The following is a 16,829-nucleotide window of genomic DNA, read 5'->3' on the forward strand; positions in this document are numbered from 1 at the left end:
CTGGGTCCACCCCTGATCCGACCCCGGACCGACCCCCGGCCCGCCCCTGATCTCGGCCCCGCATCCGTGCACAACCGCACGCGGTGGTGGAAGATGCATGGCGCAGCCATCATTTCTCTGTGGGCTGAATCGCACTTTTGAAAAAAGAAAGTCCTCCGGCCTGAGAAATTCCGCTAGAGCTTCGCTAGAGTCCCGGTAGAGCGTCATGGAGACATATGTTCGGGACTGTTACCTTCGTGGCCTCAGAATCGGGAAGGAAGAGGGGCCGTGGGGGAATGAGGTCACAACCCTTGAATACCTCGGTACCACAGGAAGACACGGAGCCGAACTCAGTTGCCCGGCTGTTGTTGCGGGCGGCGCGCGACCATGCCCATTCGGGGGTGCGCTATCTGGTCGGGCCCACTGCGAGTGAATCCGTGCGGCAGTCTTATCCGGAACTTCTGGAATCGGCGCTCGGACTCCTCTCCGCACTCCGCGGCCGCGGATTGCGGCCGCGGGACAAGGTGGCCCTGCTGCTGGACCGCCAGCCGGAATTCCTGACGGTCCTCTGGGCCTGTCTGCTGGGCGGCTTCGTGCCCTGCCCGATGGTGCCGATCTCCGGTGACCCGGCCCGCTGGGCGGCCCAACTCACCCATGTCAACGAGCTGTTGGACGGCCCGCTGCTGGTGACCACCGAGGCGACGCGGGCCGAGCTGCCCGAGGTCCCCGGGCTCGCGGTGGCCGTCGTGGAGGAGCTGCGGGCGGCCGAGGACGCCTCCGGCGCCGAGCGCGGGCGGCCGCCCGCCGTGCACCACGTGCACCACGCGGATCCGGACGACCTCGCCCTGCTGGTGCTCACCTCCGGCTCCACCGGGAATTCCAAAGCGGTCATGCTGACCCATGGAAATATCCTGGCGTCGATGGCCGGAAAGGCGGGAAAGCAGCGGCTCACCGCAGCCGACACCACCTTCAACTGGATTTCCTACGACCATGTGGCCGCGCTTCTGGAAGCGCATATGCTGCCGCTGTACGTGGGCGCCGAGCAATTGCATGCGGAAGCCGCGGTCATTCTCGAGGAGCCGCTGCGGTTCCTCCGGATCATATCCCGCCACAAGGTCACGATGACCTTTACGCCGAACTTCCTCCTCGGTCCGCTCAATTCCTCCGTCCATGAGGTGGCGGAGGAGATATCGGCGGGCGGCGAAGGGCTCGATCTCAGCGCGCTTCGCCATATCGTCAGCGGCGGTGAGGCGAATGTCGTCGCGACCGGCGAGGCATTCCTGGCCCATTACGCCCCGTATGGCCTCCGGAAGGCCGCGCTCTGGCCCGCCTTCGGTATGACGGAGACCTGCGCGGGCAGCATCTACAACCGCGAGTTCCCGGCCGCCGACGCGGGCCAGGAGTTCGCCAACCTCGGCACCCCCGTCGAGGGGCTGCGGATCCGGGTCGCCGACGACGACCACCGGGCGCTGCCCGCGGGCGAGATCGGCGAGTTGCAGCTCAGCGGCCCGATGATCACCCCCGGCTACTACAACAACGACGAGGCCACCGAGGAAGCCTTCACCCCGGACGGCTGGTTCCGCAGCGGCGACCTGGGCCGGATCGACGAGGGCCGGCTGACCCTCGTCGGGCGCAGCAAGGACAGCGTCATCGTCAATGGCGTCAACTACTTCAGCCATGAGATAGAGGCCGCCCTGGAGCAGCTGGACGATGTCGCCGGGGGCTATGTCGCGGCGTTCCCGACCCGCCGCCCCGGCAGCGACACCGAGCAGCTGGTCATCGCCGTCAACCCGGAGCCGGAGGACGACGACGAGGCCGGGCTGCACCGCATGATCACCGCGGTCCGCTCGACCGTCGTGATCCACTGGGGCTTCCGGCCCTCCCTCATCCTGCCGCTGCCCAAGGACGCCTTCCCCAAGACCAGCCTCGGCAAGACGCTGCGCCGCCGGATGCGCCAGCGCCTGGAGTCCGGTGGATACGACGACGTCATCGAGCGGGTCGCGGAGCTGACCACCCGCCGGCTCGGCGGCCACACCCCGCCCGAGGGCGAGACCGAGCGGATCCTCGCCGAGATCTACGCCGAGATGTTCGACACCACCGCGGAGCGGATCAGCGCCACCGCGAGCTTCTTCGACCTGGGCGGCACCTCGCTGGACATCCTGCGGCTGCGGCGCCAGGTCCACCGGCGCCTCGGAGTCGCGGACCTACCGGTCATCACGGTGCTCACCGCACCCTCCGTACGGCAGCTCGCCGCCCGGCTCGACGGCGGCGGCGCGCCCGGCGCCGCGGCGTACGACCCGGTCGTCACGCTCCAGTCCGGCGGTGAGAAGACCCCGCTGTTCTGCGTCCACCCCGGCGTCGGCGAGGTTCTGGTCTTCGTCAACCTCGCCAAGTACTTCGTCGGCGACCGGCCGTTCCACGCGCTGCGCGCCCGGGGCTTCAACGAGGGCGAGAAGCCCTTCACCAGCTTCGAGGAGATGGTGGAGTGCTATGTGGAGGCCATCCGCGCCCGCCAGCCGCACGGCCCCTACGCCGTCGCCGGATACTCCTACGGCGGCGCCGTGGCCTTCGAGATCGCCAAGGTGCTCGAGGCCCAGGGCGAGCGGGTCGACTTCGTCGGCAGCTTCAACCTTCCGCCGCACATCAAGTACCGCATGGACGAGCTCGACTTCATCGAGACCGCGACCAACCTCGCCTTCTTCCTCGACCTGATCAACAAGAAGCAGTCGCTCGACCTCCCCGCCGAACTGCGCCCGCTGTCCCAGGAGGAGCAACTGGCACATCTGCTGCGGATCGCCCCGCCCGCCCGGCTGGACGAACTCGACCTGGACCTGGACAAGTTCACCGCCTGGGCGGAGCTGGCCCATGGCCTCACCACCCTGGGCCGCGACTACCACCCCAGCGGCACCACCCGGTCCATGACGGTCTTCTACGCGATCCCGCTGCGCGGCACCAAGGAGGACTGGCTGGCGAACGAGCTGCGCCGGTGGGACGACTTCACGACCGAGCCCAACCGGTATCTGGACGTACCCGGTGAGCACTACACACTGATGGGCCCGCGGCATGTCGCGGCCTTCCAGGCGGTTCTGCGCAGGGAGCTCGACCGTGCGCTGGAGGACGCCGACCGGGCCCGGACCGCGGGCCGGTCATAGGCCCGTAAACGCCGGACACAAGGCCCGACAGGGCCAGGCACAGGCCCCGACAGGGCCAGGTACAAGGAGAAGAGCAGGGTGGAAGGCAAGAAGATCCTGGTCACCGGCGGCACCGGACAGGTCGCCCGGCCGGTGGCCGAGGCGCTGGCCGAGCGCAACGAGGTGTGGTGTCTGGGCCGGTTCGGCACCCCCGGTGTCGAGAAGGAGCTGAACGACCAGGGGATCACCACGTTCCACTGGGACATGAACGACCCGCGCGAGGCGGCGTACGAGGGGCTGCCGGACGACTTCACCCATGTCTTCCACTCGGCGGTGCGCCGCGGTGAGGACGGCGACGTCAACGCGGCCATCGAGGTCAACTCGGTGGCCACCGGCCGGCTGATGTCCCACTGCCGGACGGCGGAGGCGTTCCTCTTCGTCTCCACCGGGGCGCTCTACAAGCGGCAGACCCTCGACCACGCGTACACCGAGGACGACCCCGTGGACGGAGTGGCCGACTGGCTGCCCGCCTACCCGGTGGGCAAGATCGCCGCGGAGGGCGCGGCACGGGCGTTCGCCCAGGTGCTGAACCTGCCGACGACCATCGCCCGGCTCAATATCGCCTACGGCCCCGGCGGCTACGGCGGGGTGCCGATGCTCTACTTCAAGCGGATGCTCGCGGGCGAGCCGATACCGGTGCCCATGGAGGGCCAGAACTGGTGCTCCCTCCTCCACACCGACGACCTCATCGCCCACGTTCCCCATCTGTGGCAGGCGGCGTCGACCCCGGCCACGCTGGTCAACTGGGGCGGGGACGAGGCCGTCGGGATGACCGACTGCGTGCGCCATCTGGAGGAGCTCACCGGCGTCACCGCCCGGCTCGTCCCGAGCGAGGTCACCCGGGAGACGTACCACTTCGACCCCACGAAGCGGCGGGAGCTCACCGGCCCCTGCCGGGTGCCGTGGCGCGAGGGCGTACGGCGCACGCTCCAGGCGCTCCACCCCGAGCACCTTCCGTCTTGAGCCGCGGCACACCGCCGTCCGAGGAGTGGCGACCACCATGGCATCACCGAATATGGCATCACCGAACATCAAGGCCATCCGCGCCTCCTACGCGGGCTTCCGCGACCGCGATATCGAGGGGATCCTCTCGGGCATGCACCCCGATGTGGAGTGGGTGCATCCGGAGGGGATGGCCAAGTACGGGCTCGGCGGCACCAAGCTGGGCCATGCGGGCATCAAGGAGTTCCTCGCCCATGTGCCGACCGTGCTGGGCGGGATGAAGCTCGCGCCCAAGGAGTTCATCGAACAGGGCGACCGGGTCGTGGTGTTCGGCACCCGCGAGGTGACCTCGCGGAGCGGTAGGACCGTGACGCTGGACTTCGTCCACTCGTGGACGATGCGGGACGGCAGGGCGACGAGGATGGAGGACATCTTCGACACGGTGGCGTTCCATGAACTGATCGAGAGCTGACCGGAATCGCATACAGCCGTCCGCTCCCGCGCCGGGAAGGCAGGGGAGCGGACGGCCGTCAGGTCTCAGGCCTCAGGCCTCGGCCTCAGACCGTACGGAAGACCTCTTCGTACTCCAGGCGCGGCAGCCGCCCCATCCAGGCGTCCGGACCCGGCTTGCCGATGTTGACCACACAGACCGCCGCATGCCGCCCGTCCTCGAAGAACTCCTTGGAGACGGCCGCGTGGTCGAAGCCGATCATGGGTCCGGCGGCGAGCCCCGCGGCGCGCACGCCCAGGATGAAGTAGCCCACCTGGATCGCGGTGTTGAACCGCGCCGACCCCTCCCGGGCCTCCGGGTCGGCGAAGAACGCCTGCGGGTTCTCCATGAACGGCACCAGCCGCGGCAGCTCCTCGTGGAAGTCCAGGTCCGCGGCGAGCACCGCCACCAGCGGGGCCTTGGCCGTCTTCTCCTGGTTCCGCCCCGTCATATGCGCCACCAGCCGGGCGCGCGCCTCCTCCGAGCGCACCAGCACCACTCGCAGCGGCTGCTGGTTCAGCGAGGTGGGGGCGTACTTGACCAGTTCGTGGATCGCGCGGACCTGCTCGTCCGTCACCGGCTCATCGGTGAAGGTGTTGGCCGTACGGGCCTCCAGGAACAGCTGCCGCTGCGCCTCCGGCGCCAGGGTGAGAGGGCTCAGGGCCTCGCTGCTCTCCGGTCCGCTCATGGAGCTCTCCTTGTGAAGCGATGGTGGAACGACGTGATCCGCCGATGAATTAATTGGACTAGACGGGCTAGTCCATTGCGGTAAACGAAGGCTAGACTCACAAGTCCATCGAGGGCAAGACCGGCTTGGAGCGAGGAGGTTGGGCCGTTGCGGACGGACAGCGGTCCCCGGCGCGGCGCGGCGGGACGGCCCGTGGGCCCCCAGCCCGCCAAGCGGCAGGCGATATTGGAGGCGGCGGTGGCCGTCTTCCTGCGCGAGGGGTACGACCGGGCGAGCGTGGACGTCATCGCGGACGAGGCCCGCGTGTCCAAACAGACCGTCTACAACCACTTCGGCGACAAGGAGCGGCTGTTCATCGCCGCCGTCGAGGAGGAGCGGGAGCGGGTGGCGGCCGGTTTCGCCGCCGGTTCCCCGTACGCCCTCGGGCCGGACGGCGCCGGGGCCCCCGAGACGTACGACTCCGGCGACGCCCGCACCGCGCTGCTCGCCTTCGGCCACCGGGTGCTCGCCGTACTGCTCGACGCACGGGCCTCCGCGCTGCGCCGCCTGGTCATCGCCGAGGTCGCCCGCCACCCCTCGCTGCGCCCCGCATGCGCGGAGGGGGAGCCCCAGCAACTGGTGAAGTACCTCGCCGAGATGCTCGGCCGGCGCACCGGCAGCGGCGAGCTGAGCGTGCCCGACCCGGCCACCGCCGCCCGCCAGTTCGTGGCCCTGATCATTCAACAGGGGCTCTACCAGTCGATGTACGGCACCCGCCCGCTCGCCGAGGACGAGGCCACGGCCGTCTGCGAGAGCGCCGCCGACCTGCTCGTCCGTGCGTACCGCCCATGAAGCCCGAAGAGAGGTGCCACCCATGCGGGTGAGCGTGCTCGGACCGCTGACACTCGGCCTCGGCGCCCGGTCCGGAGTGCCCAGCGCGATGAAGCCGCGCAAGGTGCTGTCCCTGCTGCTGCTCAACGCGGGCCGGATGGTGCCGGTGCAGTCGCTGATGGCCGAGCTGTGGGGCGATCAGCCGCCGCGCACCGGGCTGACCACGCTCCAGACGTACATCCTGCATCTGCGCAAGCTGCTCGCCGAGGGGCTGGGGATGTCGTCGGCCGCCGTCACCCGGGATGTGCTCCAGACCCGGCCCGGGGGCTACGCCATGGTGGTGAGCCCGGGCGAGCTCGACGTCCACGAGTACCGCGACCTCGTCGCCGAGGGCGAGGGCGCGCTGGAGGCGGGCGACGAGCGGACGGCCGACGCCTCCTTCCGGCGGGCGCTGGCCCTCTGGCAGGGCCCGGCCCTGGTCGACGTCACCCCGCACGGGCGCCCGCTACAGGCGGAGGTCGCCCGGCTGGAGCAGTCCCGGCTCACGGTCACCGAGCGCGGCATCGAGACCCGGCTGCGGCTCGGCGGCCATCTGGAGGTGCTGAGCGACCTCGCCTCGCTGGTCGTGGAGCACCGCTTCCACGAGGGCCTGCACGCTCAGTACATGCTCGCCCTCCACCGCTCCGGCCAGCGCACCCGCGCCCTGACGGTCTACCAGCGGCTGCGGATGGCGATGACGGAGGAGCTGGGGCTCGAGCCCTCGGCGAAACTTCAGCGGCTCCAGCAGGCGGTGCTGGTGTCCGACCCCCGGCTGGACCACGAGGCGGGGGCGCCGGGGCGGGGGCCGGTGGTGGCGTGAGGGGCGGGCCATAGGGCCGCGGCGCCCGGCAGACGCTGTCTTGGACCGCCTCGGAGGCTGTCTTACGCCGCCTCGGCCTAGGAAGCTGCCCTCGGACGTCCGCGTCCTCCCTCAGACGCCCTCGTCCTCCTCAGACGTCCTCGTCCCCCTCAGACGTCGTCGTCCTCCTCGTCGAGCCGGGCCAGCCAGGTCGCCAGCCGCTCCACCGGGACCTCGAAGTCCGGGTTCAGGTCGACGAACGTCCGCAGCTGCTCGGCGAGCCACTCGAAGGTGACCGCCTCATCGCCGCGCCGCTGCTCCAGCTCCTCGATACCGCGATCGGTGAAGTACAAGGGTCGCTCCGGAAGGGTGATGTGGATCTACCCGCCCAGGATATGCGGCCCCGCGCCCCGGTGAGCGACCCAGGGCCGCCGGGGTTGACATTGCCGCGGGCGTCAATGTTTACGGTCCATCGACATGACCGACATGACAGCAGCGCGCTTTTCCGGCAGAGCAGTGATCGTCACCGGCGGGGGCACGGGGATCGGGCGGGTCACCGCGCGGACCTTCGCCGAGCAGGGCGCCCAGGTCCTGGTGGTCGGCCGTACGGCGGCGCGGCTCGCCGAGACGGCCGCCGACGCCCCGGGCATCCGGCCGCTGACGGCCGACATCGCGGCCCCCGGCGCCGCCGAGTTGATCGTGAACACCGCGATGGAGGCTTTCGGCCGCATCGATGTGCTGGTCAACAATGCCGCCGTGGTCCGGCAGACGCCGCTCGGGGACATCCGGCGGGAAGCCGCCGAGGAGATGCTGGCCGTCAATCTGCTCGCCCCGATGTACCTCACCCAGGCCGCGCTCCCGCGGCTGAGCGAGAGCGAGGGTGTCGTGATCAACGTCAGTACGGCGATCGGCCAGCGCGGCTGGCCGATCGCGGGCTCGGAGCTGTACGCCGCGCTGAAGGCCGCCCTGGACACGCTGACCCGCAGCTGGGCCGTCCAACTCGCCCCGCGCGGGGTGCGCGTGGCCGGTGTGGCCCCCGGACCCATCGCCACCGGGATCGGGCATCACCAGGGGCTCGACGCCGAGCAGATCGACGCCCTGCGGACGACCCTGATCGAGCATGTGCCGCTGGGGCGGCTCGGCCGGGCGGAGGAGGTCGCCTTCTGGATCACCCAGCTCGCCCGGCCCGAGGCGGCCTACACCACCGGGGTCGTACTGCCCGTGGACGGCGGCGCGCTGGTTGGCTAGGTGCGGACCGGCGGGTCTCTCCCCTCCCCGCCCCTTCCCGGCACCTGACGATATGCGGCTCCGCCGCGTGGGGGCTCCGCCCCAGACCCCGCCCCGGATGTGCGTGGCCTTCCGGCCCGGTCACCGGCCTGCGGCGGTTCTTTCCCCTCGCCGCCCCTTCCCGCAACTGGGGCTCCGCCCCAGATCCCGGCCGGACGCCTCGGATGTGCGCGGGCTTCTGGCGCGGTCGCCGGCCTGCGGCGGTTCTTTCCCCTCGCCGCCCCTTCCCGCAACTGGGGCTCCGCCCCGGACCCCGGCCGGACGCCCTGGATGCGTGCGGGCTTCTGGCGCGGTCACCGGCCTGCGGCTCGCCCACCCCGCGCCGCAGGTGGCGCGGTCGGCTCACCGCCCGGGGGTCCAGGGGCGAAGCCCTTGGTAGCGGGAAGGGGCGGGGAGGGGAAAGCATCGATATGCGGCTCCGCCGCGTGGCGGGGGCTCCGCCCCTGGACCCCGGGCCCGGTGAGGGGCGCAGTCTGCCGCGGGCGTCCCGGTCCGTCGGGCATCTCTGGGTGCGGGTAGCGGCTTCACACAGCGCCGATGTGCAGCTTCGCCTCTGGGCCCCGGGGCCTGGGGCGGAACCCCCACGCGGCGGAGCCGCATATTGTCAGGTGCCGGGAAGGGGCGGGGAGGGGAGCAGCCCGCCGCAGGCGGCGTGGGCCGGGGGCGGTGTTGGTCGCGGGTAGTCTCGCCGCATGCGGATAGGGGAGTTGGCGAAGGCCACCGGTGCCACGACCAGGGCCTTGCGGTTCTACGAGGAGCGCGGGCTGCTGAGCTCCGCACGCGCGCTCAACGGCTACCGGATGTACGACGAGCAGGCGGTCAGGCGGGTGGCCAACATCCGCTATCTGCTCGACGCCGGGCTCACGCTCGAGGACATCGAGCACTTCGGCGCCTGCCTGGACGGCGATCTGCCCAGCAGTCGGCCCTCCGAGGCCATGCTGGACATCGCGCGTCGCCGCCTGAGCGTGCTGGACGACCGGATCGCCACCCTCGCCCGGGTGCGCGGCGAGCTCGCCGAGCGGCTGGCCGCCGCCTCCGGCGACCGGGCCGCGGTCAGTCCGTCTGGCTGAGCAGCCAGGACACCAGCGCGCGGACGGCGCCGCCGAGCGCGGCGGCGACGAGGGTGAGAAGGGCGGGACGGCGGCGGTTCGGCATATTTGACCTGCTTTCGTGAAACCGGCGACGGTGCCGGGGGTACGTTTCACGATGTGCGGGGTCTGGGGTGTTGCGGCAGCCCGCACGCGTTGCAGTGGGCCGCAACGGGGGAGGGGCGAGCCATGGAGGACGGACCCGTCAGTGGGGAGCTGGTGCCGGAGCGGGACGCGGCGCGGCGGATCGGGGATCTGAAGCCGATCCCGGAGCAGGTGAGACCGGAGTGCCGGGCGCTGGCCGAGAGCCTGCGGGAGCTGTTCGGCACGGTCGGGGTGTCGCTGCGGGTCCTCGCCGTACGGCTGCACTACGACGCGGGGACCGTCTCGCGCTATCTCAACGGGACCGTGGTGCCACCGGCCGAGTTCGTGGACCAGCTCTTCACCCATGCCGCCAAGGCCGCCGGACGGCCGCCCGCCACCGAGGTCGTGGCGCATGTGCACACCCTGCAACGCCGGGCGTTGCAGGCCACCAACAAGGTGGGCTGGGAGCTCCAGCGGCTGCGCGACCAGCTCGCCGACGCGGACCGGCAGCGCCAGCAGGCCGAGGTGCGCGCCGAGGCGCTGTCGGAGGCGTTGCTGGTACGGAAACAGCGCATCGCCGAGATGGAGGTCGAGCAGCGCCGGATCGCGGTCGCGGCGGCGGACCGCGAGACCCAGGGCGCGGAGCTGGACCGGCTGCGCCAGGAGCGCGAGGACGTGACGGCCGAACGCGACCGGCTGCGGGAGGAAGTCGCCCGCCTCCAGGACGCGTTGGCCCAGGCCCGCCGCCAGGCCCTGGAGGCCGAGCGGCGCTGCGAGGCGCTGGAACACCAGCTTCAGGCGGAGGAGGAGGCCGCCGGGGCGAAGGCCCAGCCCGAGGAGCCCGCGTCCTACCGGCTGTCGCACGTCCAGGAGCAGGTGGTGGTGGCCCAGGAGCGGGCGAGGGAGCTGGAGCGGGAGCTGGCGGCGTTACGGGCCCGCGACGCCGCCTCCCACGACCGTTCGCCGATGGAATCCGGGCGCGTCCCGGACGTCTGGGGCGGTGTGCCGCGCCGCAATCCGCGGTTCACCGGGCGGGACGAGCTGCTCACCGAGGTGCGCGAGCGGCTGGAGGCCGCCCCCGCCGACACCGCCGTGGTCGCCCTCGTCGGGCTGCCGGGCATCGGCAAGACGCAGCTCGCCGCCGAGTACGCCCATCGTTTCGCCGCTCGGTACGACGTCGTGTGGTGGGTCGGCGTGGACGGGCTGCCCGCCCTGGTCGAGCGGCTGGGCGCGCTCGCCCGGGCCCTGCGCGGCGGGGACGGCAGGGACCCGGACCCGGCCCGCGCCGCCCTGGAGGCGCTGCGGCGGGGCGATCCGTACCGGCGCTGGCTCATCGTCCTGGACGACGCCGACGACCCGGAGGCCATCGCCGAGGCGCTGCCTGCCGGGAGCGGCCATGTGCTGATCACCTCGCGCAACCGGGCCTGGGCCGACCACTACGCTGAGCTGCTGGACGTCCCGCCGCTGAACCGGCAGGACAGCGTCGCCTTCGTACGCCGCCGGGCGCCGCGCATCGGCCCCGAGGACGCGGACCGGCTGGCGGCGGCCGTCGAGGACCTGCCGCTGGCGCTGGACCAGACGGCGGGCTGGCTGGACGGCGCGTCCACACCGGTCGCCGAGTACGTGCGCATGGCGAGCGACGGCGAGCCCAACCCGGTACGGCCCGCCGCCGACTACCCGATGCCGTACCACTCCGCATTCAAGGACCTGATCACCCGGTTGCGGGAGAGCACGAAGGCGGCGGCCGAACTGCTGCGCCTGTGTGCCCTGTTCGGCCCCGGCCCGGTCCCGCTCGCCCTGCTGCGGGCCGTCCCGGCGGGGCAGGTCTCCCCGGCGGTGGCGGCGCTCCTGGAGAACCCCAGCCAGCTGGAGCTGGCCATCGGCAAGCTGGCCCAGTGGTCGGTGATGCGGCGGTCGGCGCTGGAGGCCGAGGCGGTGTGGATGAGCCGCTTCGTACGGGACGCGGTACGGCGGCGGACACCGGAGGACAAGCGGGAGAAGGACGCCCGGGTCGTCCGCGGCGCCCTCGTCGCGGCGGATCCACGCTGCCCGGACGACCCGGCGGCATGGCCGCGCTACGCCCGGCTGGTGCCGTATCTGGAGCCGTCGGGCGCGCTGGAGTCGGAGGATGCCGCGTCGCGGCGGTTGGTTGTCGGGTTCCTCACGTATCTGACCCTGAGCGGCGACTACGAGACGGGCGGGCGGATCGCGGAACGCGCGGCGGGCGACTATCACGAATTGGCCGCGCGCCGGGCCGCGCTGCTGCGCGAGGCCGGGGACTACGGCGGCGCCGAGGCGCTGGACCGGGCGGTGCTGAAGAGCCTGAGCGGGTCCGACGCGCCGGGCAGACTTGTCGCGATGGCCCGGCTCGGCACGGATCTGCGGGGCCTGGGCCGCTATGACGAGGCGTACGAACTCGCCCGCGAGCAGCGCGACCTGAGTGCCGTCACATCTCCGGAGGACGGTGCGGAGGCGCGGAACGCCCGGCGGAGCCTGTCCCACTCGCTGCGGATGCTCGGCTCCTACGCCGAGGCCGCGGAGTTGTCCGGGCGGACGCTGGACAGCGCGCGTGCGGAGCTGGGGCCGACGGCGCTGGTGACGCTGGCCTGCGAGACGGAGCACGCGTACGACCTGCGGCTCTCCGGCCGCTACGGGGACGCCTTGGAGCTCCAGGCGTCCAGCGTCGAGCGGCACCGCGCCGTGCTGGGCACCGGGCATCCGCTGACTCTGACCGCCGAGTACCACCTGTGGCTGTGCGACGAGCACGGCAACCTCGACGACGTCCACTACCTGTGGCGGCGGGCGGTGGGCCTGTTGGGCGAGGACTCTCCGCTGACGCTCATGATCGCGACGGGAGCCGTCCGTGCCCTGCGGTACCAGAGCGACGTGGCGGGGGCCGCGAAGACCGGAGAGGAGATCTCAGCCCGGTACTGGGCTCGGCTCGGGGACCAGCATCCGTATGTCATCGGTGCCCGTGCGAACCAAGCCCTCGACCGGTCGCCGGAGTTGGTGGCGGGACACTTGGAGACGGCACTCACGGAGATGGCCGCGGCCGTCGGCGAGCGCCACCCCTGGACGCTGGGGATCGCGCTCAGCGCAGCTGACACGTACCACGTGATGGGGCGGCACCAGGATGCATGCGCCATGAGCCGGGAGACCGCGCTGCACGCCTCGGAAAGGCTGGGCGAACGGCATCCGCTGACCCTGCTGGCTCAGATCGGGCTCGCCGCGGATCTGCGGGTGATCCGCGGCGGAAAGGACGAGGCGGACATGATCGAGGACGTGGCCCTCCGGGGCCTGTCCGCCGTCCTGGGGCCGGACCACCCCTGTACCGTGGCCGCCCGCAACCGCACCCGCCCTGTCTGGGACTTCGAGCCGCTGCCGGTCTGACGCGGGTCGATACGGCCGGAAGGCCAGGCCCTCATGGGACCTGGCCTTCCGGATCAGTCGTACGGAACGGGGTGAATCAGATCTCGAAGACCTCGCCCACCAACGCCCCCTGCTCCGACTGGTGCCGCTTGTTCGACCCCACCGCGGGCGAGGACGAGTGCGGGCGGGAGACCCGGACCAGGCGCTCGGCGGCGGGGACGTCCGCGCCGACCGACAGCTCCAGGTGGTCGATCAGGTTGAGCGCGACGAACGGCCACGCCCCCTGGTTGGCCGGTTCCTCCTGCGCCCAGACGAACTTCTCGACGCCCGAGTACTTGGCGATCTCGGCCTGGAGCTCCGCACCCGGCAGCGGGTACAGCCGCTCCAGGCGGATGATCGCCGTGTCGTTCGCACCGCGCTTGTCCCGCTCCGCGGCCAGGTCGTAGTAGACCTTGCCGGAGCAGAAGACCACCTTGCGCACCGACGCCGGGTCGACCGTCTCGTCGCCGATCACCGGGCGGAACGAGCCGGACAGGAACTCCTCCGTCTTCGACGCCGCGGCCTTCAGACGCAGCATCGACTTCGGGGTGAAGACGACCAGCGGCTTGTGGTGCGGGTTGTGGACCTGCCAGCGCAGCAGGTGGAAGTAGTTCGACGGCAGCGTCGGCGCGGCGACCGTCATGTTGTTCTGCGCGCACAACTGGAGGAAACGCTCGATCCGGGCCGAGGAGTGGTCCGGTCCTTGGCCCTCGTAGCCATGCGGCAGCAACAGCGTGACACCAGAGGTCTGGCCCCACTTCTGCTCGGCCGAGGAGATGAACTCGTCGACGATGGTCTGCGCGCCGTTGACGAAGTCACCGAACTGCGCCTCCCACATGACCAGCGCGTCCGGGCGGGCCAGCGAGTAGCCGTACTCGAAGCCCATCGCCGCGTACTCGCTGAGCAGCGAGTCGTAGACGTTGTACCGCGCCTGGTCCTCGGTGAGGTACAGCAGCGGGGTGTAGTCGTCGCCGGTCTCGCGGTCCACCAGCACCGCGTGGCGCTGGCCGAAGGTGCCGCGGCGGGAGTCCTGTCCGGCGAGCCGGACCGGGGTGCCCTCCATCAGCAGCGAGCCGATGGCGAGGGTCTCGCCCATGCCCCAGTCGATCGAGTCGTCCTCGATCATCGCCGCGCGCCGCTGGAGCTGCGGGAACAGCCGCGGGTGGACGGTGATCCGGTCGGGGGTGTTGACCTGGGACTCGGCGATCCGCTTGACGACCTCCTGGGAGACCGCCGTCTGGACCGTGACCGGGAACTCCGCCTGCGGCTCGGGGACCTCGGCCGGGGCCGGGGCCGAGACCGCGTCGCGGACCTCGGTGAAGACCTTCTCCAGCTGGCCCTGGAAGTCCTGTAGCGCCTGCTCGGCCTCTTCCAGGGTGATGTCGCCGCGCCCGATCAGCGACTCGGTGTAGAGCTTGCGCACCGAGCGCTTCTTGTCGATCAGGTCGTACATCAGCGGCTGGGTGAAACCGGGGTTGTCGGTCTCGTTGTGGCCGCGGCGGCGGTAGCAGATCAGGTCGATGACCACGTCCTTGTTGAACGCCTGGCGGAACTCGAAGGCGAGCCGCGCGACGCGCACGACGGCCTCCGGGTCATCGCCGTTGACGTGGAAGATCGGCGCCTCGATCATGCGCGCGACGTCCGTGGCGTACATCGAGGAGCGGGACGCGGCCGGGGCGGCGGTGAAGCCGACCTGGTTGTTGATCACGATGTGCACGGTGCCGCCGGTGCGGTAGCCGCGCAGCTGCGACATGTTCAGCGTCTCGGCCACGACGCCCTGGCCCGCGAAGGCCGCGTCGCCGTGGAGGGCGACGGGCAGCACCGTGAAGTCGGTGCCGGCCTTGCCGATGATGTCCTGCTTGGCGCGGACGACGCCCTCCAGGACCGGGTCCACGGCCTCCAGGTGGGAGGGGTTCGCGGTGAGCGAGACCTTGATCTGCTCGCCGTCCAGACCGGTGAAGGTGCCCTCGGCGCCCAGGTGGTACTTGACGTCGCCGGAGCCGTGCATGGACTTCGGGTCGAGGTTGCCCTCGAACTCGCGGAAGATCTGCGCGTACGACTTGCCGACGATGTTGGCCAGCACGTTCAGCCGGCCGCGGTGGGCCATGCCGACGACGACCTCGTCAAGACGCGACTCGGCGGCCGCGTCCAGCACCGCGTCCAGCAGCGGGATGACGGACTCGCCGCCCTCCAGGGAGAACCGCTTCTGGCCGACGTACTTGGTCTGGAGGAAGGTCTCGAACGCCTCGGCCGCGTTGAGCCGGCGCAGGATGCGCAGCTGCTCCTCGCGCTCCGGCTTGTCGTGGCTGCGCTCGACGCGGTCCTGGATCCACTTGCGCTGCTTGGGGTCCTGGATGTGCATGAACTCGATGCCGGTGGTGCGGCAGTACGAGTCGCGCAGCACGCCCAGGATGTCGCGCAGCTTCATCATGGACTTGCCCGCGAAGCCGCCGACCGCGAACTCGCGCTCCAGGTCCCACAGGGTGAGCCCGTGCTCGACGATGTCCAGGTCGGGGTGCTTGCGCTGGCGGTACTCCAGCGGGTCGGTGTCGGCCATGACATGGCCGCGGACCCGGTAGGAGTGGATCAGGTCGAAGACCCGCGCCGCCTTGGTGACGTCGTCGTCGTGGCTGACGTCGATGTCCTTGAGCCAGCGGACCGGCTCGTACGGGATGCGCAGCGCCTTGAAGATCTCGTCGAAGAAGTCGTTCTCGCCGAGCAGCAGCTGGCTCATGATCCGCAGGAACTCGCCGGAGGCGGCGCCCTGGATCACCCGGTGGTCATAGGTGCTGGTCAGCGTCATGACCTTGGAGATGCCCAGCTTGTTCAGGGTGTCCTGGGAGGTGCCCTGGAACTCGGCCGGGTACTCCATGGCGCCGACGCCGATGATCAGGCCCTGGCCGGGCATCAGCCGCGGCACCGAGTGGACGGTGCCGATGCCGCCGGGGTTGGTGAGGGAGGCCGTGACGCCGGTGAAGTCCTCCATCGTCAGCTTGTTCGCGCGGGCGCGGCGGACGATGTCCTCGTAGGCCTGCCAGAACTCGAAGAAGTTGAGCGTCTCGGCCTTCTTGATCGCCGCGACGACGAGCTGGCGGTCGCCGTTGGGCTTGACCAGGTCGATGGCGAGACCGAGGTTGATGTGCTCGGGCTTGACCAGGGTCGGCTTGCCGTCCTTCTCGGTGAACGAGTGGTTCATCGAGGGCATCGCCTTCAGCGCCTGCACCATGGCGTAGCCGATCAGGTGCGTGAAGGACACCTTGCCGCCGCGGGCGCGCTTGAGGTGGTTGTTGATGACGATGCGGTTGTCGAACAGCAGCTTCACCGGGACGGCGCGGACCGAGGTGGCGGTCGGCAGCTCCAGCGACGCGTTCATGTTCTTCGCCACGGCGGCGGACGGGCCGCGCAGCGTGACCAGCTCGGGCCCAGCGGAGGGCGCGGCGGGCTCCTTCTTGGAGACCGTCGGCTCGGCCGGGGTCGGCTTGACCGGCGCGGGCTTGGCCGGGGCCGCCGGGGCGGCCTTGGCGGCGGGGGCCGCGACGGCCGGCTTGGCATCGGCGGGCTTCGCGGCCGGGGCGGCGGGCTTGGCCTCCGCCGGCTTGGCCGCAGCGGGCTGGGCCGGGGCCGCCGGGGCGGCGCTCGCGGCTACTCCCTGTGGTGGCGTGGCCACCGCGGAGCCGGTGTCCTGACCCGGCTTGTAGTCGGCGAAGAAGTCCCACCAGGCTCGGTCGACCGAGTTCGGGTCCTGGAGGTACTGCTGGTAGATCTCGTCGACGAGCCACTCGTTGGGGCCGAAGGCAGCGGCAGGGTTACTCCCCTGCCCGTCCTGTTCATCGGTCGAGACGCTCGAGGTGTTGGGGGACTGTGGCGACACGGCGGCAACCGCCCTCTTCCGCTTCCTAAAGGTGGTGGACAGCGGGAATAAAGGCTACGCCTCTTGGCCCCTTACGTGCAGGCCGCACTGGTCATCGTCGCGCAAGTCACATTGATTGGCGGGTTTCAGCGCATGACCCACCGGGAAACACAC

Annotated in this window: 11 protein-coding genes; 8 read left to right on the plus strand and 3 right to left on the minus strand. The window is 71.0% G+C overall.

The window, feature by feature from the left end; all coding sequences use genetic code 11:
* Positions 1–275: 275 nt before the first annotated feature.
* From ACJX2R_RS34055 to ACJX2R_RS34065, 3 genes are all read left to right on the plus strand, one after another.
* Complete coding sequence (locus ACJX2R_RS34055; RefSeq protein WP_413103237.1) at positions 276–3,131, plus strand: AMP-binding protein; 2,856 nt, start codon at positions 276–278, stop codon at positions 3,129–3,131.
* Positions 3,132–3,209: 78 nt separating this feature from the next.
* Positions 3,210–4,133, plus strand: coding sequence for an NAD-dependent epimerase/dehydratase family protein (locus ACJX2R_RS34060; RefSeq protein ID WP_262701845.1), 924 nt, complete (start codon positions 3,210–3,212; stop codon positions 4,131–4,133).
* A 52-nt stretch (positions 4,134–4,185) separates the two neighbouring features.
* Positions 4,186–4,584 (plus strand): nuclear transport factor 2 family protein, encoded by a 399-nt coding sequence (locus ACJX2R_RS34065; protein ID WP_413106006.1) that lies wholly within the window; start codon positions 4,186–4,188, stop codon positions 4,582–4,584.
* An 85-nt stretch (positions 4,585–4,669) separates the two neighbouring features.
* Here ACJX2R_RS34065 and ACJX2R_RS34070 read toward each other — a convergent pair whose 3' ends face one another.
* Positions 4,670–5,290, minus strand: a complete 621-nt coding sequence (locus ACJX2R_RS34070) for a malonic semialdehyde reductase (RefSeq protein WP_413103238.1) — start codon at positions 5,288–5,290, stop codon at positions 4,670–4,672.
* Between the two features lie 147 nt (positions 5,291–5,437).
* Here ACJX2R_RS34070 and ACJX2R_RS34075 point away from each other — a divergent pair, with 147 nt between their 5' ends.
* The gene (locus ACJX2R_RS34075; RefSeq protein WP_413103239.1) at positions 5,438–6,121 is read left to right on the plus strand and encodes a TetR/AcrR family transcriptional regulator; all 684 of its coding nucleotides are present in this window, start codon (positions 5,438–5,440) and stop codon (positions 6,119–6,121) included.
* Positions 6,122–6,143: 22 nt separating this feature from the next.
* Positions 6,144–6,959: an AfsR/SARP family transcriptional regulator gene (locus ACJX2R_RS34080; protein WP_262701849.1), complete on the plus strand. Its 816-nt coding sequence runs from the start codon at positions 6,144–6,146 to the stop codon at positions 6,957–6,959.
* 149 nt (positions 6,960–7,108) lie between these two features.
* Here ACJX2R_RS34080 and ACJX2R_RS34085 read toward each other — a convergent pair whose 3' ends face one another.
* The gene (locus tag ACJX2R_RS34085) at positions 7,109–7,291 is read right to left on the minus strand and encodes a DUF6104 family protein (RefSeq protein WP_210945633.1); all 183 of its coding nucleotides are present in this window, start codon (positions 7,289–7,291) and stop codon (positions 7,109–7,111) included.
* A 124-nt stretch (positions 7,292–7,415) separates the two neighbouring features.
* Here ACJX2R_RS34085 and ACJX2R_RS34090 point away from each other — a divergent pair, with 124 nt between their 5' ends.
* The 3 genes from ACJX2R_RS34090 to fxsT all read left to right on the plus strand — a co-directional run bounded on the left by ACJX2R_RS34090 (position 7,416) and on the right by fxsT (position 12,787).
* Positions 7,416–8,186 (plus strand): SDR family NAD(P)-dependent oxidoreductase, encoded by a 771-nt coding sequence (locus ACJX2R_RS34090; protein WP_413103240.1) that lies wholly within the window; start codon positions 7,416–7,418, stop codon positions 8,184–8,186.
* A gap of 731 nt (positions 8,187–8,917) precedes the next feature.
* Positions 8,918–9,295 (plus strand): MerR family transcriptional regulator, encoded by a 378-nt coding sequence (locus tag ACJX2R_RS34095; protein WP_413103241.1) that lies wholly within the window; start codon positions 8,918–8,920, stop codon positions 9,293–9,295.
* Between the two features lie 207 nt (positions 9,296–9,502).
* Positions 9,503–12,787 carry an FxSxx-COOH system tetratricopeptide repeat protein gene (fxsT, locus tag ACJX2R_RS34100; protein WP_413103242.1) on the plus strand — a complete coding sequence of 1,095 codons (3,285 nt, stop codon included), beginning with the start codon at positions 9,503–9,505 and terminating at the stop codon, positions 12,785–12,787.
* Between the two features lie 76 nt (positions 12,788–12,863).
* Here fxsT and ACJX2R_RS34105 read toward each other — a convergent pair whose 3' ends face one another.
* Complete coding sequence (locus ACJX2R_RS34105) at positions 12,864–16,676, minus strand: multifunctional oxoglutarate decarboxylase/oxoglutarate dehydrogenase thiamine pyrophosphate-binding subunit/dihydrolipoyllysine-residue succinyltransferase subunit (RefSeq protein ID WP_413103243.1); 3,813 nt, start codon at positions 16,674–16,676, stop codon at positions 12,864–12,866.
* Positions 16,677–16,829 lie beyond the last annotated feature (153 nt).

It is taken from the genome of Streptomyces sp. Inha503 (genome assembly GCF_047215865.1).
GTDB lineage: Bacteria > Actinomycetota > Actinomycetes > Streptomycetales > Streptomycetaceae > Streptomyces > Streptomyces lycopersici.